The 25,550-nt window shown below is 61.2% G+C and carries 24 protein-coding genes and 3 tRNA genes; 18 read left to right on the forward strand and 9 right to left on the reverse strand.

The features are described 5' to 3' along the window. Nucleotides 1-55: 55 nt before the first annotated feature. The 3 genes from ACT3UQ_RS07145 to ACT3UQ_RS07155 form a co-directional block, all read right to left on the reverse strand. A complete protein-coding gene (locus tag ACT3UQ_RS07145; protein ID WP_444636804.1) occupies nt 56-196 on the reverse strand; it encodes a hypothetical protein in 141 nt (46 codons plus the stop codon). Between the two features lie 438 nt (nt 197-634). Then, complete coding sequence (locus ACT3UQ_RS07150; protein WP_444636805.1) at nt 635-1,186, reverse strand: DUF6036 family nucleotidyltransferase; 552 nt, start codon at nt 1,184-1,186, stop codon at nt 635-637. Beyond that, nucleotides 1,183-1,770: a helix-turn-helix domain-containing protein gene (locus ACT3UQ_RS07155; RefSeq protein WP_105554408.1), complete on the reverse strand. Its 588-nt coding sequence runs from the start codon at nt 1,768-1,770 to the stop codon at nt 1,183-1,185. Before ACT3UQ_RS07155 ends, ACT3UQ_RS07150 begins: the two co-directional genes overlap by 4 nt. A 474-nt stretch (nt 1,771-2,244) precedes the next feature. Between ACT3UQ_RS07155 and ACT3UQ_RS07160 the strand changes: the two genes are divergently transcribed. Continuing rightward, on the forward strand, nt 2,245-2,793 hold the full coding sequence (locus tag ACT3UQ_RS07160; protein ID WP_444636806.1) for an OsmC family protein: 549 nt from the start codon (nt 2,245-2,247) through the stop codon (nt 2,791-2,793). 66 nt (nt 2,794-2,859) lie between these two features. Here ACT3UQ_RS07160 and ACT3UQ_RS07165 read toward each other — a convergent pair whose 3' ends face one another. The 3 genes from ACT3UQ_RS07165 to ACT3UQ_RS07175 all read right to left on the reverse strand — a co-directional run bounded on the left by ACT3UQ_RS07165 (nt 2,860) and on the right by ACT3UQ_RS07175 (nt 7,363). Beyond that, nucleotides 2,860-4,350, reverse strand: coding sequence for a malate:quinone oxidoreductase (locus ACT3UQ_RS07165; protein ID WP_444636807.1), 1,491 nt, complete (start codon nt 4,348-4,350; stop codon nt 2,860-2,862). A 59-nt stretch (nt 4,351-4,409) separates the two neighbouring features. Continuing rightward, on the reverse strand, nt 4,410-6,251 hold the full coding sequence (locus tag ACT3UQ_RS07170) for an ABC transporter substrate-binding protein (protein ID WP_444636808.1): 1,842 nt from the start codon (nt 6,249-6,251) through the stop codon (nt 4,410-4,412). Nucleotides 6,252-6,424: 173 nt separating this feature from the next. Continuing rightward, nucleotides 6,425-7,363: a 2-hydroxyacid dehydrogenase gene (locus tag ACT3UQ_RS07175; RefSeq protein ID WP_444636809.1), complete on the reverse strand. Its 939-nt coding sequence runs from the start codon at nt 7,361-7,363 to the stop codon at nt 6,425-6,427. A 173-nt stretch (nt 7,364-7,536) separates the two neighbouring features. Between ACT3UQ_RS07175 and ACT3UQ_RS07180 the strand changes: the two genes are divergently transcribed. The 8 genes from ACT3UQ_RS07180 (at nt 7,537) to ACT3UQ_RS07215 (ending at nt 12,738) form a co-directional block, all read left to right on the forward strand. Next, nucleotides 7,537-7,609: transfer RNA gene (locus tag ACT3UQ_RS07180), tRNA-Lys, on the forward strand. 534 nt (nt 7,610-8,143) lie between these two features. Continuing rightward, on the forward strand, nt 8,144-9,313 hold the full coding sequence (locus ACT3UQ_RS07185) for an NAD-dependent formate dehydrogenase (protein ID WP_444636810.1): 1,170 nt from the start codon (nt 8,144-8,146) through the stop codon (nt 9,311-9,313). Nucleotides 9,314-9,411: 98 nt separating this feature from the next. Beyond that, nucleotides 9,412-10,305 carry a LysR family transcriptional regulator gene (locus tag ACT3UQ_RS07190; RefSeq protein ID WP_444636811.1) on the forward strand — a complete coding sequence of 298 codons (894 nt, stop codon included), beginning with the start codon at nt 9,412-9,414 and terminating at the stop codon, nt 10,303-10,305. 42 nt (nt 10,306-10,347) lie between these two features. Next, the gene (locus ACT3UQ_RS07195) at nt 10,348-10,893 is read left to right on the forward strand and encodes an HPP family protein (RefSeq protein WP_105650368.1); all 546 of its coding nucleotides are present in this window, start codon (nt 10,348-10,350) and stop codon (nt 10,891-10,893) included. A gap of 283 nt (nt 10,894-11,176) precedes the next feature. Next, nucleotides 11,177-11,249: transfer RNA gene (locus ACT3UQ_RS07200), tRNA-Lys, on the forward strand. Nucleotides 11,250-11,315: 66 nt separating this feature from the next. Continuing rightward, the gene (gene bcp / locus ACT3UQ_RS07205) at nt 11,316-11,810 is read left to right on the forward strand and encodes a thioredoxin-dependent thiol peroxidase (protein ID WP_105554415.1); all 495 of its coding nucleotides are present in this window, start codon (nt 11,316-11,318) and stop codon (nt 11,808-11,810) included. A gap of 89 nt (nt 11,811-11,899) precedes the next feature. Continuing rightward, a tRNA-Leu gene (locus ACT3UQ_RS07210) sits at nt 11,900-11,984 on the forward strand. A 184-nt stretch (nt 11,985-12,168) separates the two neighbouring features. Next, nucleotides 12,169-12,738, forward strand: coding sequence for a MarR family winged helix-turn-helix transcriptional regulator (locus tag ACT3UQ_RS07215; RefSeq protein WP_105570181.1), 570 nt, complete (start codon nt 12,169-12,171; stop codon nt 12,736-12,738). 4 nt (nt 12,739-12,742) lie between these two features. On the opposite strand, the gene ACT3UQ_RS07220 is transcribed toward ACT3UQ_RS07215, so the two are convergent. Together ACT3UQ_RS07220 and ACT3UQ_RS07225 are read right to left on the reverse strand one after the other, a co-directional pair. Further along, nucleotides 12,743-14,212 carry an SDR family oxidoreductase gene (locus ACT3UQ_RS07220; RefSeq protein ID WP_444636812.1) on the reverse strand — a complete coding sequence of 490 codons (1,470 nt, stop codon included), beginning with the start codon at nt 14,210-14,212 and terminating at the stop codon, nt 12,743-12,745. Continuing rightward, a complete protein-coding gene (locus ACT3UQ_RS07225) occupies nt 14,209-15,027 on the reverse strand; it encodes a tryptophan-rich sensory protein (protein WP_444636813.1) in 819 nt (272 codons plus the stop codon). Before ACT3UQ_RS07225 ends, ACT3UQ_RS07220 begins: the two co-directional genes overlap by 4 nt. 118 nt (nt 15,028-15,145) lie before the next feature. Here ACT3UQ_RS07225 and ACT3UQ_RS07230 point away from each other — a divergent pair, with 118 nt between their 5' ends. The 9 genes from ACT3UQ_RS07230 to ACT3UQ_RS07270 all read left to right on the forward strand — a co-directional run bounded on the left by ACT3UQ_RS07230 (nt 15,146) and on the right by ACT3UQ_RS07270 (nt 22,552). Continuing rightward, entirely contained in the window at nt 15,146-15,613 is a 468-nt protein-coding gene (locus ACT3UQ_RS07230) for a MarR family winged helix-turn-helix transcriptional regulator (RefSeq protein WP_444636814.1), read from the forward strand. Then, nucleotides 15,610-16,710 carry a polyprenyl synthetase family protein gene (locus ACT3UQ_RS07235; protein WP_444636815.1) on the forward strand — a complete coding sequence of 367 codons (1,101 nt, stop codon included), beginning with the start codon at nt 15,610-15,612 and terminating at the stop codon, nt 16,708-16,710. The genes ACT3UQ_RS07230 and ACT3UQ_RS07235 overlap by 4 nt, the downstream gene beginning before the upstream one ends. A gap of 3 nt (nt 16,711-16,713) precedes the next feature. Next, nucleotides 16,714-17,592, forward strand: a complete 879-nt coding sequence (locus ACT3UQ_RS07240; RefSeq protein WP_444636816.1) for a phytoene/squalene synthase family protein — start codon at nt 16,714-16,716, stop codon at nt 17,590-17,592. Further along, the gene (crtI, locus tag ACT3UQ_RS07245; RefSeq protein WP_444636817.1) at nt 17,589-19,178 is read left to right on the forward strand and encodes a phytoene desaturase family protein; all 1,590 of its coding nucleotides are present in this window, start codon (nt 17,589-17,591) and stop codon (nt 19,176-19,178) included. The genes ACT3UQ_RS07240 and crtI overlap by 4 nt, the downstream gene beginning before the upstream one ends. After that, nucleotides 19,175-19,525 carry a lycopene cyclase domain-containing protein gene (locus ACT3UQ_RS07250; RefSeq protein WP_105554422.1) on the forward strand — a complete coding sequence of 117 codons (351 nt, stop codon included), beginning with the start codon at nt 19,175-19,177 and terminating at the stop codon, nt 19,523-19,525. The genes crtI and ACT3UQ_RS07250 overlap by 4 nt, the downstream gene beginning before the upstream one ends. Continuing rightward, complete coding sequence (locus ACT3UQ_RS07255) at nt 19,515-19,850, forward strand: lycopene cyclase domain-containing protein (RefSeq protein ID WP_444636818.1); 336 nt, start codon at nt 19,515-19,517, stop codon at nt 19,848-19,850. Before ACT3UQ_RS07250 ends, ACT3UQ_RS07255 begins: the two co-directional genes overlap by 11 nt. Beyond that, complete coding sequence (locus ACT3UQ_RS07260; RefSeq protein WP_105554424.1) at nt 19,847-20,707, forward strand: prenyltransferase; 861 nt, start codon at nt 19,847-19,849, stop codon at nt 20,705-20,707. The genes ACT3UQ_RS07255 and ACT3UQ_RS07260 overlap by 4 nt, the downstream gene beginning before the upstream one ends. A 32-nt stretch (nt 20,708-20,739) precedes the next feature. Beyond that, the gene (gene idi / locus ACT3UQ_RS07265; protein WP_444636819.1) at nt 20,740-21,258 is read left to right on the forward strand and encodes an isopentenyl-diphosphate Delta-isomerase; all 519 of its coding nucleotides are present in this window, start codon (nt 20,740-20,742) and stop codon (nt 21,256-21,258) included. Between the two features lie 133 nt (nt 21,259-21,391). Further along, complete coding sequence (locus ACT3UQ_RS07270) at nt 21,392-22,552, forward strand: N(5)-(carboxyethyl)ornithine synthase (protein ID WP_444636820.1); 1,161 nt, start codon at nt 21,392-21,394, stop codon at nt 22,550-22,552. Between the two features lie 99 nt (nt 22,553-22,651). Here the strand turns inward: ACT3UQ_RS07270 and ACT3UQ_RS07275 are convergent, their stop codons facing one another. Next, nucleotides 22,652-25,300 (reverse strand): helix-turn-helix transcriptional regulator, encoded by a 2,649-nt coding sequence (locus tag ACT3UQ_RS07275; protein WP_444636821.1) that lies wholly within the window; start codon nt 25,298-25,300, stop codon nt 22,652-22,654. Nucleotides 25,301-25,550 lie beyond the last annotated feature (250 nt).

The following is a 25,550-nucleotide window of genomic DNA, read 5'->3' on the forward strand; positions in this document are numbered from 1 at the left end:
CCCCGGAGTTGCCTGCAGCAGCGGTGCCGGATGCGGCAGCTAGTTTTCGGGGCGTCTACTGTTCTCCGCGCCATGCCTTGAGGAACCATGCGCCAGCGTCGTATGGAAGGAAAATGCGCTTGTAGAACTCTGGCTCTGCTTGGCGCGTTGTCCACGTTGTCCCGCCGCAGGACAAGGCCTGCAGCATGTGTTGCATCTTGCACTGCTTCCGCAGGGTCTCGCTGACGTGCGCCGAGCTTGTGATGTTGTCTTCGGACTGAGAACTTTGGCGGCGGCGCCCACCACTCTTAGACGGACGTGAGTAGGGAAGAACCGGGAAATTGAGATTGAGGCTCTACGTAGATCATTGGCCATCGAGAACGGCTTTTTACTCAGGGGGCCGCATCATTACCGCGAGCGCCACCGATGGCTTTGGCATGGGGTAGCCGAAGTTCACCACGGAACTCCGTTTCGGCTGGGATCGCACCAAGCGCCCTTGGATGGTCAGCCCGACTTGGAGGAGCTTAGTTGGAGCCGTTTCCTTGGGGCATGAGGTAGGCCAGAACGTCGCGAATATGAATCCTCGTTGGAGGGGTCCTCAAAGTTTCGCAACCTTCGTAGATCCACGAAGGTCGCCGCCGCGGAGGGCCAACGCCTAGTTAGGTTCGTTTTTTCGCTTCTGGTTTATGGCTTCTTCGGCAACGATAGGAGCATCTTCGCGGCTCGTCCTAGAATATGCGACGTCATCGTCTCCATAGAGCTCTGCGGCTATTTCCGTGGCCGCATCTACGTTTTGAATACCCAGCTTTTCCAGCAAGAAGCTGATGTCGAGCATATCCCGATCTCGTGCTGAACTCAGCTTCATGGCAAGCAGCGTATCAGGCGAAGCGATATATGCCTTGAGCCCGTCGCCAAGGTTGATACTGACCCATTTTGCTCCTGCGGGGATGAAAGCGGTCGCGCTGGAGTTCAGCCACCCGGATGGAAGATTGCGTTCCTGGGCCATTGATGCAATGACGCGTTCAACGTCGGCTTGGGGTGTATATGAGGCATCAATGTCTTGGGTCACCCGACGGTCGTTTCCCATGAATGCGACGGCTGCCCCGCCGACCAGTCGGATCGTCGGGGTAATTCCTTTGGCACACAGCCTTGCCCCAAGCTCGCCAAGAAGTTCGCGAATCTCATCGACCGTGAAGTCTTTACTCACGCCATCTCCAGCGAATTATCTTTGAGGAAAATATTAAAATCTGCCATTGTCTTCGGGGTGCGCTTTATTGTCAGTTCCCTGAATGCGTCGCTCATACTTCGCGTGTCATCACCTGGAAACCAAGGATCCTGTAGTTTTTTACCCCACCGAGGTTTTTGTGCAGAAACTCCTTCAAGTGCAATTCGCGCGCCTGCTGCAAGCAAAGCATCAAACCGTTCGCTTCCGGTGGGGCGGGGCTTCTTGAGGCGCTCCGGCTTCAACTTTTTCAATTGTTTTAATGAATCCATTGCAATTCGTAAAGCGAATTCACCGTCACCGGAGGACAACTCGCGGGCAATATCGCGGGCTGCCTCCTCGAGGATCGTCTGAGGCGTCAGAGGAGGGGCAGCCCAGCGGATGTTCAAGGCATCGGCAACTCTCAGCGAAGCGCCCAGTTCAGCCGTCTCTTTGCCGGATTCAAGATCAAAAATGAACTTTCGGGAAAGCCCTGTTTTGTTTGCAAGCCCCTGCTGGCTCAACCCGCTTTGGATTCGGGCGCCACGGATTGCTCGCCCCAGATCTCGCGCAGTACTAATCGTTGCCATGTCTACATTATGACACCGTTCGCTAACTAAATGTAAATATGCGAGTAGATAGATTGGAAGGGGGCGTAGGTTGTGATGAGAATTTTATGGAATTTCGCACTCACGCGTTTTTAAGCGTCGTTGCGTTGTGGTTTGGTGATTGTTCCCGCGCTCCCGGAACCGTCCATACGGCAGTGAATAAATCTTCAATGGCGCTCAGCCTTTGCCTCGGGGGTGCCAGATCATCGGCCCTGCGGCACTGGACTTTGTAATTCGCCCTGGCAACAATGTCGGGATAGGACTTTCGCCCTAATGATTTGTGGACGAACGCTAGTAGGAGATCATTACAAGGTGGGAAGTTCCTCCAAGGTCCATCAAGATTCGAAGGACACGGAACGGCGATCCTGACGTAACGAATCACGGTTGCCAACCAGCAGATGCTGAATCTCCCAAACGTTCGGATCCCACGGTGGGATTCGAGCGCATACTCGGTGTATGGGAAAGTCCCACGGAACTTCGCAGACGGGTAAGAAGACCATGGATCGGGACACTTTACGCAGCGTGCAGCGGCCGTTGAAGCAGCTGTACCGCGAGCAGCCTCAAGCCGGAAGCATCGTATTGGAAGCCACCGGAACACTCGGAGAAGAGGGGCTTTCCTGCTCGGTGCAAACCGGCCAGGCGCTGGTGAGCGCTGGTCTGCACCCGTCCACCGGCGGGGACGGGACGCTGGCCTGTTCGGGGGATCTGCTCTTGCAGGCGCTGGTGGCCTGCGCCGGGGTCACCCTGGCGGCGGTCGCGATCAACCGCTCGCTGAGCGTTACCGGCAGCGTCCACGCCAGCGGTGTGCTGGATGTGCGCGGCACCTTGGGACTGGACCCCGAAGCCGCGGTGGGATTCAGCTCGATCAAGTTGTCCTTCGAGCTGCAAACCGAGGCCAGCGAGCATGAAGTAGCGCAGCTGATCGAGGCGACGGAAAAATATTGCGTGGTGCTGCAGACCTTGCGATCCCCGCTAGCCATCGAGGTCACCGCGTTGGCAAAATGACAAAGGCCCGGCTTGCTTCCCCGGCCGCCAAGCGGCAGGAAACAAACCGGACCGTGCCGCAGCTGGCTAGATCAGTTCCAGGCTCTTATCGGTAGCCGCCTTGACCTCGGCGTAGAGCGCCGGGTTCTCGTTCAGCTTGGTGCCGTAGGAAGGGATCATTTCCTTCAGCTTCGCTTCCCAGCCGGCGAACTGCTTCGGGAAGCAGCGCGAAAGCAGGCCAACCATGATCGGGGTCGCGGTCGAGGCGCCAGGGGAGGCGCCGAGCAGACCGGAGATCGAACCGTCCGAGGAGGTGATGACCTCGGTGCCGAACTGCAGGACACCACCCTTCTTGGCGTCCTTCTTGATGACCTGGACGCGCTGACCGGCGGTGATCAGCTCCCACTGGGAGCCGTCTGCCGCGGGGAAGTACTCGGCCAGGGCCTCGTCCTTCTTGGCGCGCGACTTGAGCACCTCCTTGATCAGGTAGGTGGTCAGCGACATGTTGTCCTTGCCCACGGCAAGCATCGGGATGATGTTGTGCGGGCGCAGCGACAGCGGCAGGTCCATTTGCCCGGTGGACTTCAGGAAGTTCATCGAGAATCCGGCGTACGGGCCGAACATCAGCGAACGCTTGCCATCAACGAAGCGGGTGTCCAGGTGCGGCACGGACATCGGTGGGGCGCCGACCGAAGCCTGACCATAGACCTTTGCGTGGTGCTGGTTGATGACCGTTTCATCGGTGCAGCGCAGGAACTGGCCGGAGACCGGGAAGCCGCCGAAGCCCTTGATCTCATCGATGCCGGATTTCTGCAGCAGCGACAGGGCACCGCCGCCTGCGCCGACGAAGACGAACTTGGCCTTCACGGTCTTCACTGCGCCGTTGGCGTTGTCCTTGACGGTGATTTCCCAGCCGGCGCCATCGCGCTTGAGGGTTTTGACCTTGTGGCCGTAGTTCACCGAGGCGCCCGCGGCGCTCAGCGAGTTGGTCAGGTCCTTGGTCAGGCGGCCGAAATCAACGTCGGTGCCCGAGGCCACGCGAGAGGCGGCAACCTTCTGCGCGGCGTCACGTCCCTTGGCGACCAGCGGAGTCCACTCGTTGATGGTGTCTAGATCTGTGGTGTGCTCCATTTCGCCGAACAGCGCGTTCGGCTTCAGGGCGTCATAGCGTGCCTTGAGGTACTTGGAGTGGTCCTCGCCAATGACGAAGGACATGTGCGGCAGCGCGTTGATGAAATCCGCGTCTGCAACGCGCTTGTTCTCAACTGCCCACGAGTAGAACTGGCGGGACACCTGGAACTGCTCGTTGATGCCGATTGCCTTGGCTGGGTCAACGGTTCCGTCGGCCTTGGCCGGGGCGTAGTTCAGTTCGCACAGTGCCGAGTGACCGGTACCTGCGTTGTTCCATGGTGAGGATGATTCCTCTCCGGCCTTGTCGAGGTTTTCGAAAAGACCAATAGACCAGGTTGGTTCCAGCTGGTTGATCATGGTGCCAAGGGTGGCACTCATGATGCCGGCACCGATTAGTACTACGTCAAAAGATTCGGTTGACGTTTCAGAAGGCACGAGGATCTCCATCGACAGTGATACTTTGCTCTACTACAGACTAGACCTACTAGACCACCGGTTAAAAATCCTTAACTGGAAAGTGCGGGTGAGTTAGTCATCTGCACGTCCAGATAGCTCTCATTGAGCATGGGCGAAGAAGGATAGTAAGTGACATTCGGGTTGAAGGCCAACGCCGAAATCGGAAATACCAGTGGAACCAGCGGTAGATCGGTGTTCAACGTGGCCAAAATGGCGGTCATGGCCGCGGTGCGTTCCTCTCCCGGGGGCAAGGAACGAGCTACCAGCACCTGTGAGTCAAGTAACTTGGAGGTGTATCCGAACTCATGCTCCTTGGCGTCGAGAATTCCGGAGATAAAGTCATCCTCCAGACGGTATCCACCGGAGAAGCCCAAGAGATGCATTCCGTTGAATTCCGTCGAACGCACCGTATCCACATATCCGTCGGTCCACGCAATGGGGCGTGGCTTGATCCGAATGCCTACCGCCGCTAGGTCTTCGGCCAGTTGGGCGAAGGTGCGCTCGGGCAGCGGAAGGTAGTTTCGCGAGACCCGCAGCGGGTAGGCGAACTCGATGATTTCGCCTTTGTACTCGATGTCCGCCAACAGCTGCTTGGCCTTCTCGGAGCTGTGGTTCAGCGTACCTTCCGGTTCCGGGACGCCGAAGGCCGGCGGCAGGATGCTCTGCGCGGACTTGGAACCCTGGAGGAAGAGGTTGTCGGCTAGTCGCCCACGATTGACCGCGTGGGTGATGGCCATGCGGAATTCGGGCTTGGCCAGCCACTCGTTGCGGTGGTCCAATCCGAGATACAACACCGAGAACGGGTCGCGCTGCACGACGACTTTCGCATTGCGAACCAAGGTGCGCATGATGTCGACGGACACCATGTCGAAACCGTCGATTTCCTCGGCCATCAGCGCGCTTTCGCGGTTGTAGGGGGAGGGGATCGGGGAAACCACCACGGCTTCAGGATGGTTCGGGTTGTTGCTGAGCTTCGTTTTGTCCCAATAGTCGGCGAAGAGCTCCAGATTCACGGTGCCCTGGTCGTTGGACACGAACTTGTAGGGGCCGGTGCCGGAAGGCGCGGTGAGCAGCGCTTCGCTCGGGTTGCTTTTCGGGCCTCCGGTAAGCGAATCCGGTGCGGCGATCGCCATCCCCGGCAGGGTGAGCGCTTCGATGAGCCCGGCACGGGGTCGGCGCAGCTTCAAGGTGAGAACGTATGGCTCGGTGGCCTCGACTCCGGCAAAATAGCTTGCGCTGCCGCCGAGGGATTTCCCGGTGAAAAGGTCCTGAGCGTAAATGGCCTTGAGTTTCTCCAGCTCGGCCAGGCGCTGGGTTTCGGCCGCCTGCTGCTCCTCGGTGGCCGTGGTGTCCTTGTCCAGCTTGAGCTTCAGCTCCGCTTCGGTAGGCAGCTTGGGAATGTCTTTTTCGTGGTGGAAGACGTGCATGAAGCCTTGGCTGGAGCGCAGCTGCAGGTCCTTGGGCAGCTTGACCCAGCGGTTGAAGTTCGCCACGACGGCTGCGGCATTGAATTCGCTGCCGTCGTGGAAGCGCACCCCGCGCCGCAGGGTGAAGGTATAGCGCAGGCCGTCTTCGCTCTGGGTCCAGGCTTCGGCGAGACCGGCAATTGGGCTGCCGGTATTCGCGTCGATGGAGATCAGCGTCTCGTAGACCTGGCGGGTGATGCGGAAGGATTCGTTGTCATTGGCCAATGCGGGATCCAGCGACACCGGGGGAGCGGAAGCTGCCAGGCGCAGGGTACGCGGGATGGCAGGTTCACTTGCCGACGCACTGGCGGAGGCTACGCCTTCACCGGTCTTCGAAGTGCAGGAAGCCAGCGCCAGTGTTGTCGCAGCGAGCGATCCGGTGAGCAGCAAGCGTCGCGTCACGAGAAGTTGTTGCTTCGAAGGCACAGTGGTGGCTCGACTTCCTCTTGATTGCTCTCGGTTCCCAGCCGCGGTGGACCGGAAGCTTTCGCGGCGGTAAACGGTCTGGGTATTTATCAAAGATAGCGCACGCCACTAGCGGCACCCCCAGTAATTCTCGGGGTGCCGCAAAGTGGGATCAAATTGTTAGCTAAAAAGCATTAACTAGTGATCTGGTGCACAGCGTTCTCGCCAAGTTCGCCTTTTGACCATGCCGGGAGCTGCTTTTTGAGCAGGCGCACCATCCGCGGGAAGAAGGCGGCGGTATTTCCGCCGTTATGCGGCAGGATCAACGCGTTCGGGCATTGCCACAGCGGGTGGTCCGCCGGCAGTGGTTCTGGTTCGAAAACATCCGAGGCTACCGACAGTCGCCCGGAGGCAACCTCGGCGACCAGCGCGTCGGTGTCAACCACCGGACCGCGGGCCACGTTGACTATCAATGCACCATCGGGAAGCTTGGCGAGCAACTCGGCGTCCACCAGATGGTGGGTGGAGTCGTTGAGCGGAACAATCAGAATCAGCACCTCGATTTCACCTGCATGGGCGGATAGCTGGTCAACGGAGAGAATCTCACCGTGCTCGTCGGTGCGGGCGCGGGAACCGAAGCGCAACAAGTTCACCTCGAAGGGCTCCAAGCGTTTGCGGATTTCCTCGCCGATGCCGCCGACTCCGACAAGGCCCACCGTGCGGTCGGCCAAGCCGGGCCACTGCATGGGGTTCCATGCCCCTTCGCTCTGGTCGCGTACCGCCTGCGGGAAACCGCGCAGCGAAGCGATGGCTAGCCCCAGTGCCATCTCTGCGGTGGCTGCGGCGTGCACGCCGGCGGCCGTCGTGATATTTGCTCGGTCGCCAACGAGGTCAATCAGTCCGTCGTAGCCGGTGGTCTGCGTTTGTACGTGGCTGACGTTTGGTGCCCGATCGATGTTTCGCAGGCTGTGCGGTGAGGCCATATAAGGGAAGATCGTTATGTCGATCTCCTCCAGGTTGGTGGAAGGCTCGTTGACCAAGTCCCAAATAACCGGCTTGAGATTGCTTGGCAACTCGCCGACAGCGTCGAGAAGTTCTTGGGTGGGAAAGGAAACCGTGCGTTGGGTGATCATGGGATCACTGTATAAAGCAGGCGATGCCCATGGAAATAACCCCAAGTCATCTGCTGTAACGAAGGTCACCGGCCGAAGGGTCCCTCTCGTTTTGCACTCTCGCCGAAAGCTGGTAAAGTTTTATCTCGTTGCGAAAGCGCGAAGCACAAAAAGCTTCTAGAACATCGCAGCGGGCGCCTCTAGCTCAATTGGCAGAGCAACTGACTCTTAATCAGTAGGTTTCGGGTTCAAGTCCCGAGGGGCGCACAGTGAAAAAGGTCGGACTTCGGTCCGGCCTTTTTGCGTACCCGGGATAAATTTTGCTCGTCCCCAAATTATTCGCCTGACCGATGCACTGCACCGGATTCCCCTAACCGCCGAATGCCTCTGTGCGTTGAACCTCGTGAGCAACGAACAGTTGGGCGTGCCCATTGCGCCGGAAAGCTTGATGCGGGCTGGTGCGGCCAGGAGAAATTAATGGTCATTGCTCAATTGAAATGGGTTGAACGCGTCCGCTGAGAGGCTGCCTGGACCCCGATTGCAGAATATCGGTGCGGACCTTGGATCTTCAGCGGTCTAGCCATCTTCCACGGAGGCTTGGAAGCTCCAAGACCGCTGGTGGTGCCTGTCCTCGGGTTGCCCTTCGCCCGGCGAGCCGGATCTGCAGCTGCTCGGCCGGAACATTGTTCGGCCGTGCCGAACGGCCATGCGGAGCCGTGCCATTTACGTTGCCAATTTGCTGAAATAACCTGAAATAGAAGCGAAAACATCGCTTCACAGGCAAAAACAGAAAGCAGCGTCATGGCCAAGGTCGTACTCGTTCTCTATCCCGATCCCGTGAAAGGTTTCCCAAACTTCCCTGACGACTATGCTCGCGATTCCCTTCCTGCGGTGCCGGACTATCCCAATGGGCAGACACTGCCAAACCCAAAGGGCATCGACTTCACTCCCGGCGCCCTGTTGGGTTCGGTCACCGGCGAACTGGGGCTGCGCAAGTATCTGGAAGACAACGGGCACGAACTCGTAGTGACCAGCGACAAGGACGGAGAAGATTCGGTCTTCGAACGCGAGCTGGTCGATGCCGACATCATCATTTCGCAGCCATTCTGGCCGGCCTACCTCACCGCAGAGCGTCTGGCCAAGGCCAAGAACCTGAAGATCGCGGTGACCGCAGGCATCGGCAGCGACCATGTCGACCTGACCACGGCCAACGATCTGGGTATCACCGTTGCCGAGGTCACCTACAGCAACTCGCATTCGGTGGCCGAGCACACGGTCATGCAAGTTCTGGTGCTCGTGCGGGATTTCGTTCTCCAGCACAAGATTTCCGCGGACGGCGGATGGAATATCGCCGACGCGGTGGAGCGCTCCTATGATCTGGAGGGCATGGACGTAGGCATCTTCGCGGCCGGCCGCATCGGCCGCGCGGTGATCGAGCGGCTGGCGCCCTTTGGCGTGAAGCTGCACTACAACGACCGGTTCCGCCTTCCGGCCGAGTATGAGCAAAAGTACCACCTGCAGTTCCACGAGAGCATTAACGAGCTGGTCAAGCATGTTGACGTGCTCACCGTCCACGCCCCGCTGACCGATGAAACCACCGGTTTGCTCAACGACGATCTCTTGGGCACCATGCGGCGCGGTTCCTACATCGTCAATCCGGCACGTGGGGCCATCGCCGAGGCCGATGCCATCGTTCGGGCCCTGGAGTCCGGCCGGCTCGCCGGATATGCAGGTGACGTGTGGGCCCCGCAGCCGGCTCCCGCGGATCATCCCTGGCGCACCATGGCGCATAACGCGATGACCACCCACACCTCGGGCACCTCGCTCTCCGCCCAGGCCAAATACGCCGCAGGGACCCGGGAAATCCTGGAATGCTTCTTCGAGGGCCGCGAGATCCGCCCCGAATACCTGATCGTCCAGGGCGGGGACTACGCCGGGACCGGCGCGCATTCCTACGCCGAGCAGAAGTAGCTTCGGCTAGTGTATTCGGGCAAGGGCTTTGATACTTTGCGGGAGATTCGCTCAGGCCCGAATGCCTGCGCAGGCCGATGATGTGAAAGTAGGAGTCCATGCTTCTGACCCAGTTGGAGTACTTTGTCGCGCTGGCCCGGGAAAAGCATTTTGGACATGCTGCGGCGGCCTGCTTCGTCTCCCCGTCGGCGCTGTCCGAAGCGATCCGGAAATTGGAAACCGAGCTGGGCGTTCCGCTCGTGACGCGCGGAAGGAACTTCGAGGGACTCACCACCGAAGGCCAGCAGGCGCTGATCTGGGCACAGAAGATGGTGGCGAACCAGCATTCGATGCTGACCGAGCTCTCCGCGGCCCGCGGAAACCTCACCGCCCGCATTCGGGTTGGAGCCATCCCTGCTGGCGGTGCGCTGGCAGCTTCGGTTTTGTCCCAGCTGGGGCGGCAGCAGCATTCGGTCACGGCCACTCTTTCCACCGGATTGAGCAGTGAGCAGATCATGGCAAAATTGCGCCGCTTTGAACTCGAAGCCGGGGTGATTCTGCCCTCCGCCGCCGATGGGCCGGATATCTTGGCCGTGGCCATCAGCGAAATTTCCCATGTGGTGGTGGCGCCCCACGGAGTTTTTCCGGCCGAAACCAAGTACGTGACCGGCTCCATGCTCCGCGATGTCCCGTTGGCCTTGCTGTCTCCGGCGATGCGTGCCCGGCAGCAGCTGGATCTGCGATTTGCGGAGCATGGAATTGAACTGCGCCCGCGCTTTGACGTCGATTCCGTTGAGGCCCTGCTCAACCTTGTCGCCCAGGGTCCGTGGGTCACCGTGATTCCCGAATCTTCCATCACCAAGCATCCGCCACAGGCAAATATTCGAGTCCTGCCGCTCACCGAGCCGCATGTCGCAATTTCCTTGGCCGTAGTGCGACTGGCTCAAAAACCCGTTTCCGCAATTTCGCGAGCCCTCGACTCGGCGATTGGATCAGTGTTGCCCGCGACCTGACCCACTCGCTGCACAGGGCCCCTCACCTTGAAAGGCCCGCTTATGAGGCACTCGATTCACCCGTTACTCCGCCACCTGCAACCTGCGATGGCCTGGAGGCATGTCCTGTGGGCCTCGCTGGGTAGCTTTCTGGCCATCGCCGCCTTGTCCTGGGTGGGCAATAGCGTTGGATCACCGATTCTGATCGCAGCCTTCGGCTCTTCCTGCGTCCTGGTCTTTCTCCTGCCTTCCTCGCCCATGGCGCAACCGGTCAGCTTGGTCGGTGGCCACCTGGTCTCCGCATGCTGCGGATTGCTGGTCCGAACCTACTTGCCCTCCGCGTGGTGGAGCATCGCTTTGGCGGTGGGCTTGTCCATCGCAGCCATGGCGTTGCTGCGCGTGACCCATCCGCCGGCAGGGGGAAACCCCATTGGGATACTGCTCGCGAACGAAGGCTGGAGCTACCTGGTGGTTACGGTGCTACTCGGCTCCTTGATCGTCGCGGTATGCGGCATGGTGTTCCGCGTGTTCCCGCTGGCGAAGAGCGAGTCCCGAGCCGAACCCGAGCAGCAAATCACCGAAGAAGACCTGGATCAACTCACGCGGTGAGCCACCAGGGGTGCCGTCAATGCCCCGTGACGGCAACCCTTGGCGCCGCCGAAAAGCCGCAACTGAATGGCAGGACGCCCACTGTTGTGATCCATTGCACGGGCGAACTTTTAGTTAATTTTTGGAAATCCCGCTCGCCAGAATTCGCAAAAGCACCACTGACTAGGCATTATTATTGCTCCAGGGGTGCGGTTGGCCGATTTTCCTTTTTGGGTGCCTTCTGCCTATGATTATCTACGTCGCAACGACATGAACCGGAAACGGACTAGTCAGAGCGAAGTAAGCGCCTCTAGCTCAATTGGCAGAGCAACTGACTCTTAATCAGTAGGTTTCGGGTTCAAGTCCCGAGGGGCGCACAATGAGATCCGACCTGAACTATCAGGTCGGATTTTTTGTATATCCACGGAAAAGGGGTTCTACGAATGAGCAATGAAGCCACTACGCCAACTCGCTTGGCTGCGGGGGATCAGGCGCCAGACTTCACATTGCGCGATGCCGAAGGCAATGAAGTGACCTTGTCCAGCTTCCGCGGCAAGAAAGCGATCGTGTACTTCTACCCGGCGGCGTCCACTCCTGGCTGCACGAAGCAGGCCTGCGATTTCCGCGACTCGATCCAGTCCCTGAAGGGTCTGGGCTACGAGGTTCTCGGAATCTCCCCGGACGGTGTTACCAAGCTGGCGAAGTTCGCCGCCAAGGAAGAGCTCAACTTCCCGCTGCTGGCCGACGAGGACCATGCGGTCGCCGAAGCCTATGGCGCCTGGGGCGAAAAGAAGAATTATGGCCGCACCTACGAGGGGCTGATTCGCTCGACCATTGTGGTCGACGAGCAGGGTCTGGTTTCCCTGGCGCAGTACAACGTTCGTGCCACCGGTCACGTAGCAAAGCTGCGTCGTGACTTGGGGATTGATCCCAAGTAGAAGCATGGTTCGCCGATTTTATATCTGCGAATTATTCCGCTAGACTAGTTGAGGTCGAGTTACCGGACTTCGAGTCAGGTGTAGCGCGAGCGAGTATGGCGGAATTGGTAGACGCGCTGGATTTAGGTTCCAGTGTCTTCGGACGTGAGAGTTCAAGTCTCTCTACTCGCACCAACCACACAAAACCTCCCGAACTAGCAAAGTTCGGGAGGTTTTGTGCATCCTGCAAGGTGGACGCTGGCGCGCGGAGCGGTGCCGCGGCACGGATCCTGCTCGTTGCCGCGGGCCGGGGGAGTAGGCTTTGGAAGAGCAATCCTGCGATCGGGAATGCTGAAGGTGATTATTCAAGGGGTGGAATGTGGAGCGCGAAAAGCTGCCCACGATGTATAGCTTGGCGCAATCGGATCCGGAGCAAGCGCTCATACCCCGCGCTGGCATCCCGGCACAGGACCTCGCCCAGATCGAGCGCATCATGGCCGAACTGGGACGGCTGCGTGCGGTGGAGCGGCGCATCATGCATAGCGCGCAGAGCTTCATGAAGCTCAACGAAACGGATATGCGCGCCATTCGCCAGCTCATTTCCGCAAAGCATGCCGGGCAAGCGGTGACCCCAGGATTGCTCGCCCGCCATTTGGGGGTCACCACCGCCTCGGTGACCAAGATGATCGACCGGCTCGTGGCCGGCGGGCATGTGGTGCGCAAGGCGCACCCCACCGATCGGCGCTCCTGGCAGGTGGAAGTCAGCGAAGAAACGCATCTGGCCGCCCGCGAGCAGCTGGGGCGCCACCACGCCAAGCGATTCGACGTGGCCCTGGGATTGAGCGCCGAAGAACGCGATGTGGTGATCCGCTTCCTCGCCGGCACCTCCGATGCCCTGCAGGACAGCCTCTACGGGGTCGAGCCCGAAGCCTCCGAGTCCGGCGAATAACTCCCTAGGCCGGGGTGCTCTCATTTTCGGCCTGCGTTATGATGCTGCGCAGCATCGAGGAGAAGATCAGGCCGTGGAACGGGTACACGGACCACCAATAGAGCCGTCCGGCGAGCCCGCGCGGGAAGAAGATGGCCCGTTGGGTCAGCCGCACCTTTCCGGCCTCCTGGCCGCTGAGCCGGAATTCCAGCCAGGCCCGTCCGGGCACGCGCATTTCGGCGCGCAGGCGCAGCAGCTGGCCCGGTTCCAGGGCTTCGACCCGCCACCAGTCCACCACATCTCCCAGCGCCAGTTTTTCGCGTTGCCGCCGTCCGCGGCGCAGGCCCACCCCTCCGGCTAGCTTGTCCAGCAGCCCGCGGGCCTTCCAGAGCAGCGGGAAGGAGAAGTAGCCGGACTCTCCGCCAATGCGGCCAAGCACCGTGAACAGCCCGGCGGCGCTTGCCGCGCTGTCCTGGGTTCGCTCATCGACGTAGACCCGGTGCCCGGCCCACTCGGGGTCCGAAGGCAGCGGATCCGCGGGGGCCGAAACGGGGTGCGCCGTAGCCCAGTTGGTGTCCACCGAGTCGGTGCGGATCTTCTCCAAGGCCAGCGCGACCGCGCGTGGATAGTCCGTCAGCCCGCCTTCGGGGCGGTCTATCAGCGCATCGATGGCCCGGTTGCGCACCAGGCAATCGTGCTGCAGCGAATCAACCAGCGCGCCGGCGAGGGTATGCGGCAACGGAGTGACCAGATTAACCCAATGCGAGGCCAGCCGCGGCGTCAGCAGCGGAAGCGGTATCACCCACGGCTTGCGCAGTCCCGCCTGGACGGCGTAGCTGCGCATCAGCTCGGCGTAGCTGTAGGCAAGCGGCCCGCCGATGTCATAGGTCCCCCAGCTGCCGGCCGGCAGTTCCGCGCAGCGCGCCAGATAATGCAGGGCGTCGCGCACCGCGATGGGCTGGACCTTGTTCAGCACCCAGCGCGGCGCGGGCATCACCGGCAGCACATCGCTCAAATGCCGGATCATTTCGAAGCTCGCGGAGCCCGAACCGATCACCAGGCCCGCCTGCAAGGTGAGCAAGGGGACCGGGCCGGATCCGAGGATCCGGCCCACCTTGGCCCGGGAGGCCAGGTGGTCGCTGAGTTCGCCCTCGGGATGCAGCCCGGAGAAGTAGACCAGCTGTCCCACCGAAGCCTCGGTGGCCGCTTTCAGCATGCTGTGCGCGCAGCGTTCCTCGGCGGCCATGAAATTTTTGGTGCTGGACATCGAATGCACCAGGTAATAGACCACGTCCGCTCCGGCGCAGAGCCGTGCGACCGCCGAGCCGTCCTCCAGGGTTCCGGAGACAACCTCTACCTGCTCGCGCCAGGGGACGTCGCGCAGCCGGTCGGCGCTGCGTGTGAGCACGCGTACCCGGTGCCCGCGTTCGAGCAGCAAGGGGACCAGCCGCCCACCGATGTATCCGGTCGCGCCGGTGACCGCAATGGTGCTCATGGCTGGCTCAATTCTTCTCGGCCGCGCAAGCGCAGGGCGACTCCGGCCGCGCAGAGCAGCAGCAAGGCCGCGGCCGCCAGCGCCGAGTAGCCGACCAGTTGAGACTCATTGGACCCGGTGAGCCGGCTATGCCCAATCCAGGCAATGCCCCAAGCCATGGCCAGCGCCGTGTAGAGCTTTCCCCTGCAGTACCAGCAGACCGCCACCGCGATAATCACGGCAAGCGCGAGCAGAACCAGTGCCGCAACCGGAGCCCACGCGGCGTTTGCGCCCACGCCCCATGAGGAGAGCAGCGCCGAGACATTGGCAATGCTTGCCACGTTCACCCAGCCCAGATAGACGCCGTAGGTCAGCCACATGATCCAATGCTCGGCCCGCGAGCTGCTGGAGAAGCGCACCAGCCGGACCAGGATCCAGATCAGCACCAGCAGCAGCGCAAAAATCACCACGACGCTCAACGCCAGCAGGTCGAATTGCACCACCGCGATCCAGGCCGCGTTCAGCAGCGCGGAGGCCGCCACCGGCAGGCGCAGCGCCCTCAGGGTTTCCGAGCGCCGCCCCGCGGGCAAGGCCTGGTAGACGGCGAACACCGCAAGCCCCAGATAGATGAAGCTCCAGATGGAGAACGCCGGACCGGAAGGGGCGAGCAAGGTTGAATCGGCCCCGAGGTAACCGCCGGCGGCATCTTGGATGGAGGTGCCGCCCAGGGCGCCGCTGCCGATGAACGCCGCCGTGATCGCCGCGCCCAGGGCCGCGATTTCCAGGATCACCGTAGGCCAGGGGGCCATCGATGCGCTGCGTTGTGGTTCTTTCATGGTCCGCTCCTCGCGGTTGGTGGGCCAAAGATCTTGAAACTGGAGTCGACAAATGAAGATACTTAAACCATGATGTATCTAGCGAAGCTAATAATCAACCTAGCGAGAGAAGTTCTTCATGGCTACCACCGCGGACCCCAGGTCCTCTAGCGTGCTGCGACTCATGCGCCAATTCCAGCATGCCTACGCGGCGGCCGAGGACAAATACCGCAGGGAACTGGGCCTGAACGACACGGATCTGCGGGCGTTGAACGCGCTGGGAGTCGATAAGCAACTCGGTCCCGGACAGCTTGGTGCCAAGCTTTCGGTCTCCACGGCGGGAATCACCTCCGTGCTGGACCGGCTGGAGGCCCATGGCTACATTCGCCGCCAGGACCATCCCCAGGACCGGCGCAAGAAGCTGATCTTGCAGGGAGCGAACTTTCCCGGCCTCCCGGAGCAAGCCGCGGGAAGCCTGCGCGGAATCTACCGGGCCTTCCGGGAACTGGACGAGCAGCAACAGTACACGGTGCTTGGCTTCCTGCATGAGGCCTGCCAAGCGTTGGAATCCGACACCGAAACCCACCTATGGAGCAAAGGGCCATGACCATCCACGCCACCTCACACACGGCACCTTCGAGCAAAGACCCCGGATTGCCCGGCTTTGCCGACACCCGGACGCTGGCCGAAATCCGCCGGCATCTGGAAACCATCCTGGACCAGGCCAAGGCACGGGCCGGCGCCTATTCCCCGCACACCGCGCAGCTCTGGGAGGCGATCTCGCGCAGCGTGGAACACGGAAAACTCACCCGCCCGGCCCTGGTGTTCCTCGGATACCAGGCGTTCGCCGGGGCGGACCCGGGCCGCGCCAAGGATCTGGCCTGCGCCTTCGAATTGCTGCATACCGCCCTGCTGATGCATGACGACGTGATCGACCGCGACTACATGCGCCGCGGCCGGCCGACCCTGTCGGCGCACTACCGCGACCAGGCGCTGGCCGCCGGACGGTGCGCGGCCGATGCCGAGCACCTCGGCAACAGCGCCGCGGTGATCGCCGGGGACCTGCTGCTGGCGGAGGCGATCAAGCTGGCCGCCCGCGCCGGGCACGGACTGGACTGCGAGGCAGCCGTGGAGGAGGCCTTCCACCAGGCCATCGCGCAGGCCGGGGCCGGAGAGCTCGAAGACCTGCTCTACTCGCTGCTCGATGCACCGGCCACCACCGGGGAGGTCTTGCGCATGGAAGAGCTCAAAACCGCCGCCTACTCCTTCCAGCTTCCGCTGCAGGCCGGAGCCCTGCTCGCCGGAGCCAGCGCGCAGCAAGCCGCGCGGCTCGGCGCGGTGGGCTGCCAGCTGGGCATCGCCTACCAGGTGATCGACGACGTGCTGGGGACCTTCGGGGAGCCGGAGGCCACCGGAAAGCCCAACGACTCGGATCTGCGCGAAGCCAAGAGCACCATTCTGATCTCGCTGGCCAGCGAACAGGAGGGCTTCAGCTCGCTGCTGGCCTCCTACCGGACCGGGCACAGCGATATGGCCACCCTGCGCCACGCCCTGGAAGAATCCGGAGCCGAGCAGTTCGCCCGCAAACTCGCCAACGAGCTCTGCGCCTCCGCCACCCGTTCGGCCACCTTCCTGCGCCTGCCTGCCGCCGCGCAACGCATGCTGCACGAATGCACCGCCCTGATCCTCTCCCGGAGCAACTGAGCCATGGAACCCACAGATCTGGAGCGCTACGCGGACACCGCCCAGCGCAGCGCCCGCGTGGTGATCGGCTCCTACTCGACCTCCTTCTCGCTGGCCTGCAAAATGCTGGACCGGGGCACGGCCAGGCATATCGCCAACATCTACGCCCTGGTCCGGCTGGCCGACGAGGTGGTCGACGGGGTAGCCCGCGAAGCCGGGCTGGATGCCCGGCAGGTCGCCGCCGCCCTGGAGGCGCTCGAAGCGGAAACCGAGCAGGGCCTGGACAGCGGGTACAGCACCAACCTGCTGGTGCACGCATTCTCCGCCACCGCCCGGGCCACCGGCATCGGCACCGAGCTGACCCGCCCGTTCTTCGCCTCCATGCGCGCGGATTTGCTGCGCAGCGCGCACGACGCCGAATCCCTGGAGCAGTACATCTACGGATCGGCCGAGGTGGTGGGGCTGATGTGCCTGCAGGTGTTCCGTGCCATGCCCGGAAGCCAGCGAAGCCACACCCCGGAGGCCACCGCCGCCGCCCGGAGCCTGGGCGCGGCCTTCCAGAAGGTGAACTTCCTGCGCGATCTGGCCGCAGACAGCCAGCAGCTGGGACGCAGTTATTTCCCGGGCGACCCGGCGCAGGGTTTCTCCGAAGCGCAGAAATCCGCGCTGGTGGCCGAGATCTACGCCGACCTTGCCGTCGCCGAGCGCGGCATCGTGCTGCTTCCGCCCGGCGCGGCACGCGCGGTGCGCATGGCCCACGATCTGTTTGCCGAACTGAACCGGCAGCTCGAACGCACCGCGGCCAGCGAACTGCTCACCCGGCGGATCTCCGTCTCGACCCCGCGCAAGGCCCTGATCGCGGCCAGGACCATGCTCGGCACTATTTCTTGGAGCAGCAAATGAGCACTTCTTCCTCCCGCGTCGTGGTGATCGGCGCCGGGTTCTCCGGGCTGGCCAGCGCCGGGCTGCTGGCCGCCAGCGGGCACCAGGTGACCGTGCTCGAGCAGCACCCCACCCTCGGCGGGCGTTCCGGACGCCTGCAACGCGGTGGGTTCCGCTTCGACACCGGTCCCTCGTGGTACCTGATGCCCGAGGTCTTCGAGCACTGGTTCAACCTGATGGGCTCGCGCGTGGAAGAGCACCTGGAGCTGCGCGAGCTGCCGGTGGGCTACCGGGCCTTCTTCGAAGACGGCGCCGCGCCGGTGGACGTGGGCACCGGCGACGCGGTCCGGGAACTCTTCGAGGAGCTGGAGCCCGGATCCGGCGCGGCGCTGGATGAATACCTGGCCCAGGCCGGCACCAGCTACGCGCTGGCACTGAAGCATTTCCTCTATGACGACTTCCGCTCCTTGAAGGGACTGCTCAACCCTGGACTCGCGCGCCATGCGCGGAGCCTCGCGCCGCTGCTGGCCAGCAACCTGCAAAGCTACATAGCCAAGCGGTTCGGCAACCGGCAGCTGCGCCAGATCCTCGGCTACCCGGCCGTTTTCCTCGGCTCCAGCCCGCGGCGCACCCCGGCCCTGTACCAATTGATGAGCCACCTGGATCTGGTGGACGGAGTGAAATACCCGATGGGCGGATTCGCGGGCCTCGCGGACGCCATGGGCCAGCTGGCCATCTCCCGGGGCGCCACCGTGCACCTGGGCGCCACGGCGACGAAGATCGAAACCGGGAAACGCCCCGGACCCGCGGTGGAAGCGGTGCGCTGGGTCGATGATGCTGGCAACGTGCAGCGCACCGAAGCGGACTTCGTCATCGGCGCCGCGGATCTGCACCACCTGGAGGGCGAGCTGCTGGACCCGGAATTGCACAGCCACCCGGCGAAAAGCTGGAAGTCCAAGGACCCGGGCCCCAGCGCGGTGCTGCTCTGTCTGGGCATCTCCGGCCGGCTCCCGCAGCTGGAGCACCACAACCTGCTGTTCACCCGCGACTGGGATGATAATTTTGCCCGGATCCACGAAGGACGCGAACTGGGCGAACAGACGAGCATCTACGTCTGCAAGCCCAGCGCCACGGACCCGGGCGTTGCCCCGGACGGACATGAGAATCTGTTCATCCTCATTCCCGCGCCGGCGCTGCCCGAATGGGGCAGCGGGGGAGCCGATGGGCAAGGGGATCTCAGGGTGGAGCAGGTCGCGGACGCGGCCATCGACCAGCTGGCCGCCTGGGCACGGATCCCGGACCTGCGCGAGCGCGTGGTGGTGCGCCAGAGCATCGGACCGGCGGACTTCCTCACGCAATATGGCGCCTTCCGCGGTTCCGCCCTCGGCCTGGCCCACACCTTGGGGCAAAGCGCGATGCTGCGCCCTGGCAACCAGAGCAGCAAGGTGGCCGGGCTCTACTTCGCCGGAAGTTCGGTGCGCCCGGGGATCGGGGTGCCGATGTGCCTGATCAGCGGGGAGCTGGCCGCCAAGGCGGTAAACGGCATCGATACGCCCGGCGCCATCGACCAGGCGCAGTGGGCGCGATTGTGCGGAGCGGGCCAATGACCTATCTGCTGATCTTGCTCGGGCTCATCTTTTGCATGGGGCTGCTCGATGCGCGCTTCAGGCTCTTTGTCTTCGCCAAGCCCTTGGCCGCGCTGGCTAGCCTGGTGCTGGGGACTGCATTCTTCCTGCTCTGGGACGTGATCGCCATCGCCCAAGGCATCTTCCTGCACCTGGACTCGGCGCTGATGACCGGGATCATGGTGGCCGAGCAGCTTCCGCTCGAAGAGGTGTTTTTCCTGTTCTTCCTGTGCTATTCGACAATGATCGTGGTCAACGGGATTGCGCTGCTGCGCGAGCCGAAAGCCGCTGCGCGGCCACGCGGGGAAGGAGCGGGAAATGTTTCTTGAATTGGGCTTCTGGTTTGCGGCCCTCGCCGCGCTCGCCCTGATCGGTGCCCTGCTGTACCGGCGGATCAGGCCGGCCGCCGCGCTTCCGGAATTGGGGCTGGCACTGCTGATCATGGTGTTGCTCACCGCGATCTTCGACAACGTGATGATCGCGGCCGGCCTGTTCGACTACGGCGAGCAGACCTTGCTGGGAGTGCGCATTGGACGCGCCCCGCTTGAAGACTTCCTCTACCCGTTGTGCGCGGTACTGCTGATGCCCGCCCTGTGGTGGCTGCTTGGCGGGAAGCCCACGGCAGAGCATAAAAACCAGGGGAGCGGTAAATGATCCGCGCAATCCTCGCCACCTCCCGCCCCATCTCCTGGGTGAATACCGCCTACCCGTTTGCGGCCGCCTATCTGATCGCCGGGCAGCGCATCGATTGGCTGCTGGTGGTGGGAACGATCTTCTTCCTGTTCCCGTACAACTTGCTGATGTACGGGGTCAACGACGTCTTCGACTACGAGTCGGACCTGCGCAATCCGCGCAAGGGCGGCGTCGAGGGCGCGCTGCTGTCCAAGGATACGCACCGCAGGATCCTCTCCGCCTGCCTGGTCATTTCGCTTCCGTTCATCGCGGCATTGGCTATTGGCGGCACCGCACTGTCCAACGCGGTGCTGGCGGCCAGCGTGGCCGCGGTGCTGGCCTACAGCGCACCGCGCTTGCGCTTCAAGGAACGCCCGGGCCTGGACTCGCTGACCAGCGCGGTGCATTTTGTGTCCCCGGCGGTCTACGGCTGGGTACTGGCAGGCAGCGGATTGACCCTCACCCAGTGGTGCGTCTTCGGCGCGTTTTTGCTTTGGGGGATGGCAAGCCATGCCCTGGGCGCCATCCAGGACATCATCCCGGACCGGGCCGGTGCGCTGGGCTCGATTGCCACGGTGCTCGGCGCGCGGATCACGCTGTACCTGGTGCTGCTCGCCTATCTGCTGGCCGGGGCGGTGCTGCTGCTGGGCTTGTCCTGGCCTGCGGCCGGCGCGGCATTGCTGGCAGTTCCCTACGTGCTCAACGTGCTGCCGCATCTGGCGGTGAGCGATGCAAGTTCCGGGGCGGTGAACGCTGCGTGGAAGAGATTTCTCTGGATCAATTACCTCTGCGGCTTCCTGCTCACTATGCTGATTATTTACACCACCATGTTCGCGTAGCCCAGTAGGCAGAGAAGGAAGTACAACATTCTATGGACGTCATCTTGCTTTCCGAGGATGGCGAACCGATCGGTTCGTGCCCGAAGGAACTAGTGCACACGGAGAACACCCCGCTGCACCAAGCCTTTTCCTGCTACCTGTTCAACGCGCAAGGACAGCTGCTGGTGACCCGCCGCGCCCTGTCGAAGCTGACCTGGCCCGGGGTTTGGACCAACTCCTTCTGCGGCCACCCGATGCCCGGTGAGGAACTGGTAAACGCGGTGCGCCGGCACGCGGCCCATGAGCTCGGTGCGCAAATTGCCGACCCGCGGGTGGTGCTGGCGGAGTTCGCCTACCGCGCGGTGGATGCCAGCGGCATCGTGGAGAATGAACGCTGCCCGGTCTTCATCGCCACCCTGGAAAACGAGCTGGCGCCCAACCCGGAGGAGGTCATGGACTACCAGTGGGTCGAGGCGGACAAGCTGGAAGTCGCCGTGCAAGGCACCCCGTGGGCATTCAGCCCGTGGATGGGCTGGCAGCTGGCCGAATTCTCGCCGCGCCCCACTCCCTGAGTCCGCTCGTTTTCTCGATTCCCGGGCAGCGCGTTGATACCGAGGCAAGCCAGGCGTTTGGTAGGGCACTGTACCGTGGGTTGTATGGGGCGGTCCGTTGTGGCCTGTCCCACATAGAAAGAGAAAACCACGCATGGATTCGACTAATGGCCTTTCACTAGGTGTCATCGCAACTTCGCAGAAGACGGACGAACGGCGCCTGCCGATCCACCCGCTGCACTTTGAACGGATCGATGAGAACTTCCGAAAGCGGATGATGGTCGAGACCGGCTACGGCCTGCCCTGCGGCATCGACGACGAACAACTCGCCCCGCTGGTGGGCACCATCGCCACGCGCAGCGAAATCATGAAAACCGCGGACATCCTGCTCTTGCCCAAGCCGCAGCACGCGGATCTCGAAGAAATGCGGGTGGGGCAAACGCTGTGGGGCTGGCCGCACTGCGTCCAGGACCAAAAGCTCACGCAGCTGGCGGTGGACAAGAAACTGACGCTCATCGCCTTCGAAGCGATGAACCACTGGGGCAGCGACGGAAGCTTCGGCCTGCACGTCTTCCACAAGAACAACGAGATCGCCGGCTACGCCTCGGTGCTGCACGCCATGCAGCTGTGCGGGGTCACCGGCGACTACGGGCGCCGGCTCTCGGCGGTGGTCATCGGCTTCGGCGCTACCGCTCGCGGGGCGGTCACCGCACTGCGCGCCCATGGCATCAACGAGATCCAGGTGCTCACCTCCCGCGCCGTGGCGGCCGTAGCCTCACCGATCCACGCGGTGACGATGGTGCAGTTCGAACACGAAAGCGGGCCGCACCTGAGCGAAGTGATCACCGACGAAGGCAAGGTTCCCTTGGCTCCGTTCCTCGCCGAGAGCGATATCGTGGTCAATTGCACCCTGCAGGATCCGAATGCCCCGTTGATGTACCTGAGCACCGAGCAGCTGGATGCCTTTTATCCCGGAAGCATCATCGTTGATGTTTCCTGCGATGAAGGCATGGGTTTCGAGTGGGCGAAACCCACTTCCTTTGCCGAGCCGATGTTCAAGGTGGGGCCAAATATCAACTACTACGCGGTGGATCATTCGCCCTCGTATCTGTGGAATTCGGCCAGCTGGGAAATCAGCCTGGGGCTGCTTCCGTTCGTCGAGGAGGTCATGGGCGGTCCGCAGCAGTGGAAAGAAAACAAGACGATCATGCGCGCCATCGAGATCCAGGACGGTGTGGTCAAGAATCCGGCCATTCTGGAGTTCCAGAAGCGCCACGCGCAGTATCCGCACGAGCTGGCGCGAAGCCAAGCATAGGCTTGGGGGATCGCTAGCCACTAACGGTAGCTAGCCATCGAATGTGCAATGCCCCTGCGCCAGCCGGATTCATCCGGCGCAGGGGCAAAACACATGCTCCTAGGCGATGCGCAGCGCGAAATGCGCAGAGAGTTGTTGCCGATTGCGCGTCCCGGTCTTTCGAAATAGCCGCGTAAGCCTCGCTTCGACCGCGCTGACTGATATGAACAACTCATCAGCGATGCCCTTGTTTGTTAGGCCTTGGCGAACCATCGAGACCAACTGGTTTTCTTCATGAGTCAGCAACTCCAGCTCGGGTTCGGACGTCGGTGCGTCGTCTACCTTTGACAGTAGTTTTACAACGCTATCGGCCCAACCTAGGGCACCAATATTGCGGTAAATTGTCTTGGCCGCGATGAACTGCTTCACCGCTTGGCTTTGGCGGCCCATGAAGTCCAAGCGCACACCATAGCAGTGGTGGATTCTTGCAAGTTCCAACAAACTGTCGCCAGGCTGCCAGGTTTCCAGCAACGATTGAAAGCGTGAGAGGGCCACTTCGCCGGGCAAGGCAATGGCTTGGGCACGACGCAGGAGCAACTTCGCCTGGCGGCTCTTCACCGACGCCATCAGAGATTGCGTTGCACGAAATTCATTGGCGGCCTGTTCGGGATGATTGGCCGAGGCTAGGGCCTCGATCAGGTTCACGCAGGTTTCCACATACTGGGTATTAACTATCTTCCGGTACGTGAGTTGCGTGTGCTGGAAATGCGTAGCGGCTTCGTCGAATCTGCCGCTCATCAGTGCATGGAGACCCGCCAATTCGGTGACTCTGCTGGCGTAAATCGAGGGGATCTCGTCATGGGCGTAAGGACGAAGCGAATCAAGGATAGGCATCGCCTTGTCCGCGCGGTTCTTCATGAGCCAGTACCAAGCATTAATAATTCGAGGCAACGGACGCATCAACCCTGCGTTAGCCGAAGAATTCCACCGTTCAACGGCTTTCAAACCACGGGGAACATCGTGGGCCTTGATTGCCAATTGTGCGTCGTAGAGCAAGCCCAGAGATTTATATAAAGGTACGCCATGCGCACCACTTAATAGTCGTGCCAAGGTGGCTCGCGCTTGCTCGTGCTGACCGAGCTCCGAGAGCGCCGATGCGACAGTCAAGTAGGTGATTTCATCCACTTCGCCTGGCTTCGCGCGGCTGATCACTTGCGATTCCGACAGGATTGGATCAAAGTTTTGGGTGTATGAGTCGTGCACCATCCGCGCCTGCAAAAATCGTGGTGTCCCGTCTGAATCCGCTTTGGTGAATAGCTCTTTGGCGCGGCGCAGATCCGCACCGGCATCTTCCAATTGGCCGTTCAAACAAAGCGCGAGAGCACTCATGCTCAGCAAGTTTCCGCACAATGCGTGATGTTCGCATTGATGTTCATCAACTGCGCTATAAATCCTTGATGTCGGAATGAAGGTTCCTTTAAGAGCCATCAGTTCCAACTCCAGGGTCATTAGTTTGAGCTTTTCACTGGAAGTCATTTCCAGCGTCAAGGTGTATTGGGTGTAGCGCTGTGCAATTCCAAGTTGACCGCTGCGCAGCAGCTGCAAGATGTAGGCGAGTAGTTCGGGAACAGGGTTCTCTTCCTCGAGCCGGACTAGCGCCCATTCATCGAATTCGATGGCAGCGTGGATTCTGCCTCGTTTGAGTAGCTCAATGGCGGCGATGATGAGTTCTCCGGACGGGGCCATCGAATCGTCAAGGTGGCTTTCGTGAAAGAGCTTCAGCGCCGGCGTCTCAGATATCTCGGCGACATGCTTATGCAGTTGGATCCGGTTCGGACAATCGGCGCTCCAGAACAAACGGCTGCGCATCAAAAGATCCGGAAGGCTTAGCATATCCTCGTGCAGTGAGACGATCCCGGCAGTGACTAGTTCGCGGAGGTCGAAGCTGGTTACCTCCGGCAGCTTCAAGGCGCTGGCATATGAGATCAGAGGACCAATAGCAATATAACGCAACGCGTTGATCTGCGCAGGAGTAAACTGCGCATGCAAGTCACTCATAGTCGCGCTGGATTCTTGCCTTGGACGATAGGGAATCGCCAGTGGCCAGTGGTTCTCCAATTGCGCATCTGTTAGCGACTTGACATGTTCGACAATGGTTCCAGGATTACCGTGAGCGAATTGTGCTAGCACTTCGGCCACGGAATCCTGAAGGTCGACGATGCAGTGGTCTTTGGCGACCTGCTTCAGGGTTGTAGGATCCATTCTGTCCAAGCTGTACCTCCGAAAGGCTTCGAAGGGCTCGGGAACGCGATCCGTGCTGATTGTCGTAATAAAGCTGACGCGATTTCCCTGCATGCGACTGGCGAGAAAACCGATAATTCGCTGACTGGCAGCATCCATTAAGTCTAAATCGTCAATGAGAAAAACCATTTCGGGTTCTACCTTCTCAACGAGCTCTTGGTGCAGGGCCATAGCAATTTGGTAGCAGTCCACCTGGGCATCTACTGCGTTGGGAAATAGCTCGGTGACTTTTGGCGATAGTTTGAGCGGGACGGCGCAAAGAAACGACAAAAGTCCAGACAACGGCCATGAGGTTTCATGCTTACTCGATCGAATTAACCGGTGCGGTTGACCGTTGAGTTGTTGCCCAATCTGCTCTAAAGTCCAGGACTTTCCCAATCCCGGCCCTCCGGAAATGATCGCCGCACGATCGCGATATCCGTGAGTAAACTTTCGAAGCTTGGCCAGAAGCTGTTGGCGATTACGCATGGCAACCCCTCGCAGATTGAGAAGTTGTCGAAAAAATGGTGCTCAGAGGCAGAAATAGCATGGATAGTACTCCCCAAAGTACAGTTGTTGCGCCATCAACTTTGCGAGTTGTAGCGGTAGTGAATGCACTACTCCCCAGTAGGCAATTCACAAACGACTTGATTTTATAGCTATTTCAAGAATATGACCTAAAAACAATTTGCGCAAAAACTATAGCTCACTTGTCCGTAATATTTTCCTTCCTTCTCGC

It is taken from the genome of Glutamicibacter sp. AOP12-B1-11 (assembly GCF_052379245.1).
Taxonomy (GTDB): Bacteria; Actinomycetota; Actinomycetes; order Actinomycetales; family Micrococcaceae; genus Glutamicibacter.

Coding starts and splice junctions, on each gene's coding strand:
- ACT3UQ_RS07145 (WP_444636804.1), bottom strand. CDS start 196: ATGCAACACATGCTGCAGGCCTTGTCCTGCGGCGGGACAACGTGGACA.
- ACT3UQ_RS07155 (WP_105554408.1), bottom strand. CDS start 1,770: ATGGCAACGATTAGTACTGCGCGAGATCTGGGGCGAGCAATCCGTGGC.
- ACT3UQ_RS07160 (WP_444636806.1), top strand. CDS start 2,245: ATGGGAAAGTCCCACGGAACTTCGCAGACGGGTAAGAAGACCATGGAT.
- ACT3UQ_RS07165 (WP_444636807.1), bottom strand. CDS start 4,350: ATGGAGATCCTCGTGCCTTCTGAAACGTCAACCGAATCTTTTGACGTA.
- ACT3UQ_RS07175 (WP_444636809.1), bottom strand. CDS start 7,363: ATGATCACCCAACGCACGGTTTCCTTTCCCACCCAAGAACTTCTCGAC.
- ACT3UQ_RS07185 (WP_444636810.1), top strand. CDS start 8,144: ATGGCCAAGGTCGTACTCGTTCTCTATCCCGATCCCGTGAAAGGTTTC.
- ACT3UQ_RS07190 (WP_444636811.1), top strand. CDS start 9,412: ATGCTTCTGACCCAGTTGGAGTACTTTGTCGCGCTGGCCCGGGAAAAG.
- ACT3UQ_RS07195 (WP_105650368.1), top strand. CDS start 10,348: ATGAGGCACTCGATTCACCCGTTACTCCGCCACCTGCAACCTGCGATG.
- bcp (WP_105554415.1), top strand. CDS start 11,316: ATGAGCAATGAAGCCACTACGCCAACTCGCTTGGCTGCGGGGGATCAG.
- ACT3UQ_RS07220 (WP_444636812.1), bottom strand. CDS start 14,212: ATGAGCACCATTGCGGTCACCGGCGCGACCGGATACATCGGTGGGCGG.
- ACT3UQ_RS07225 (WP_444636813.1), bottom strand. CDS start 15,027: ATGAAAGAACCACAACGCAGCGCATCGATGGCCCCCTGGCCTACGGTG.
- ACT3UQ_RS07230 (WP_444636814.1), top strand. CDS start 15,146: ATGGCTACCACCGCGGACCCCAGGTCCTCTAGCGTGCTGCGACTCATG.
- ACT3UQ_RS07235 (WP_444636815.1), top strand. CDS start 15,610: ATGACCATCCACGCCACCTCACACACGGCACCTTCGAGCAAAGACCCC.
- ACT3UQ_RS07240 (WP_444636816.1), top strand. CDS start 16,714: ATGGAACCCACAGATCTGGAGCGCTACGCGGACACCGCCCAGCGCAGC.
- crtI (WP_444636817.1), top strand. CDS start 17,589: ATGAGCACTTCTTCCTCCCGCGTCGTGGTGATCGGCGCCGGGTTCTCC.
- ACT3UQ_RS07250 (WP_105554422.1), top strand. CDS start 19,175: ATGACCTATCTGCTGATCTTGCTCGGGCTCATCTTTTGCATGGGGCTG.
- ACT3UQ_RS07255 (WP_444636818.1), top strand. CDS start 19,515: ATGTTTCTTGAATTGGGCTTCTGGTTTGCGGCCCTCGCCGCGCTCGCC.
- ACT3UQ_RS07260 (WP_105554424.1), top strand. CDS start 19,847: ATGATCCGCGCAATCCTCGCCACCTCCCGCCCCATCTCCTGGGTGAAT.
- idi (WP_444636819.1), top strand. CDS start 20,740: ATGGACGTCATCTTGCTTTCCGAGGATGGCGAACCGATCGGTTCGTGC.
- ACT3UQ_RS07270 (WP_444636820.1), top strand. CDS start 21,392: ATGGATTCGACTAATGGCCTTTCACTAGGTGTCATCGCAACTTCGCAG.
- ACT3UQ_RS07275 (WP_444636821.1), bottom strand. CDS start 25,300: ATGCGTAATCGCCAACAGCTTCTGGCCAAGCTTCGAAAGTTTACTCAC.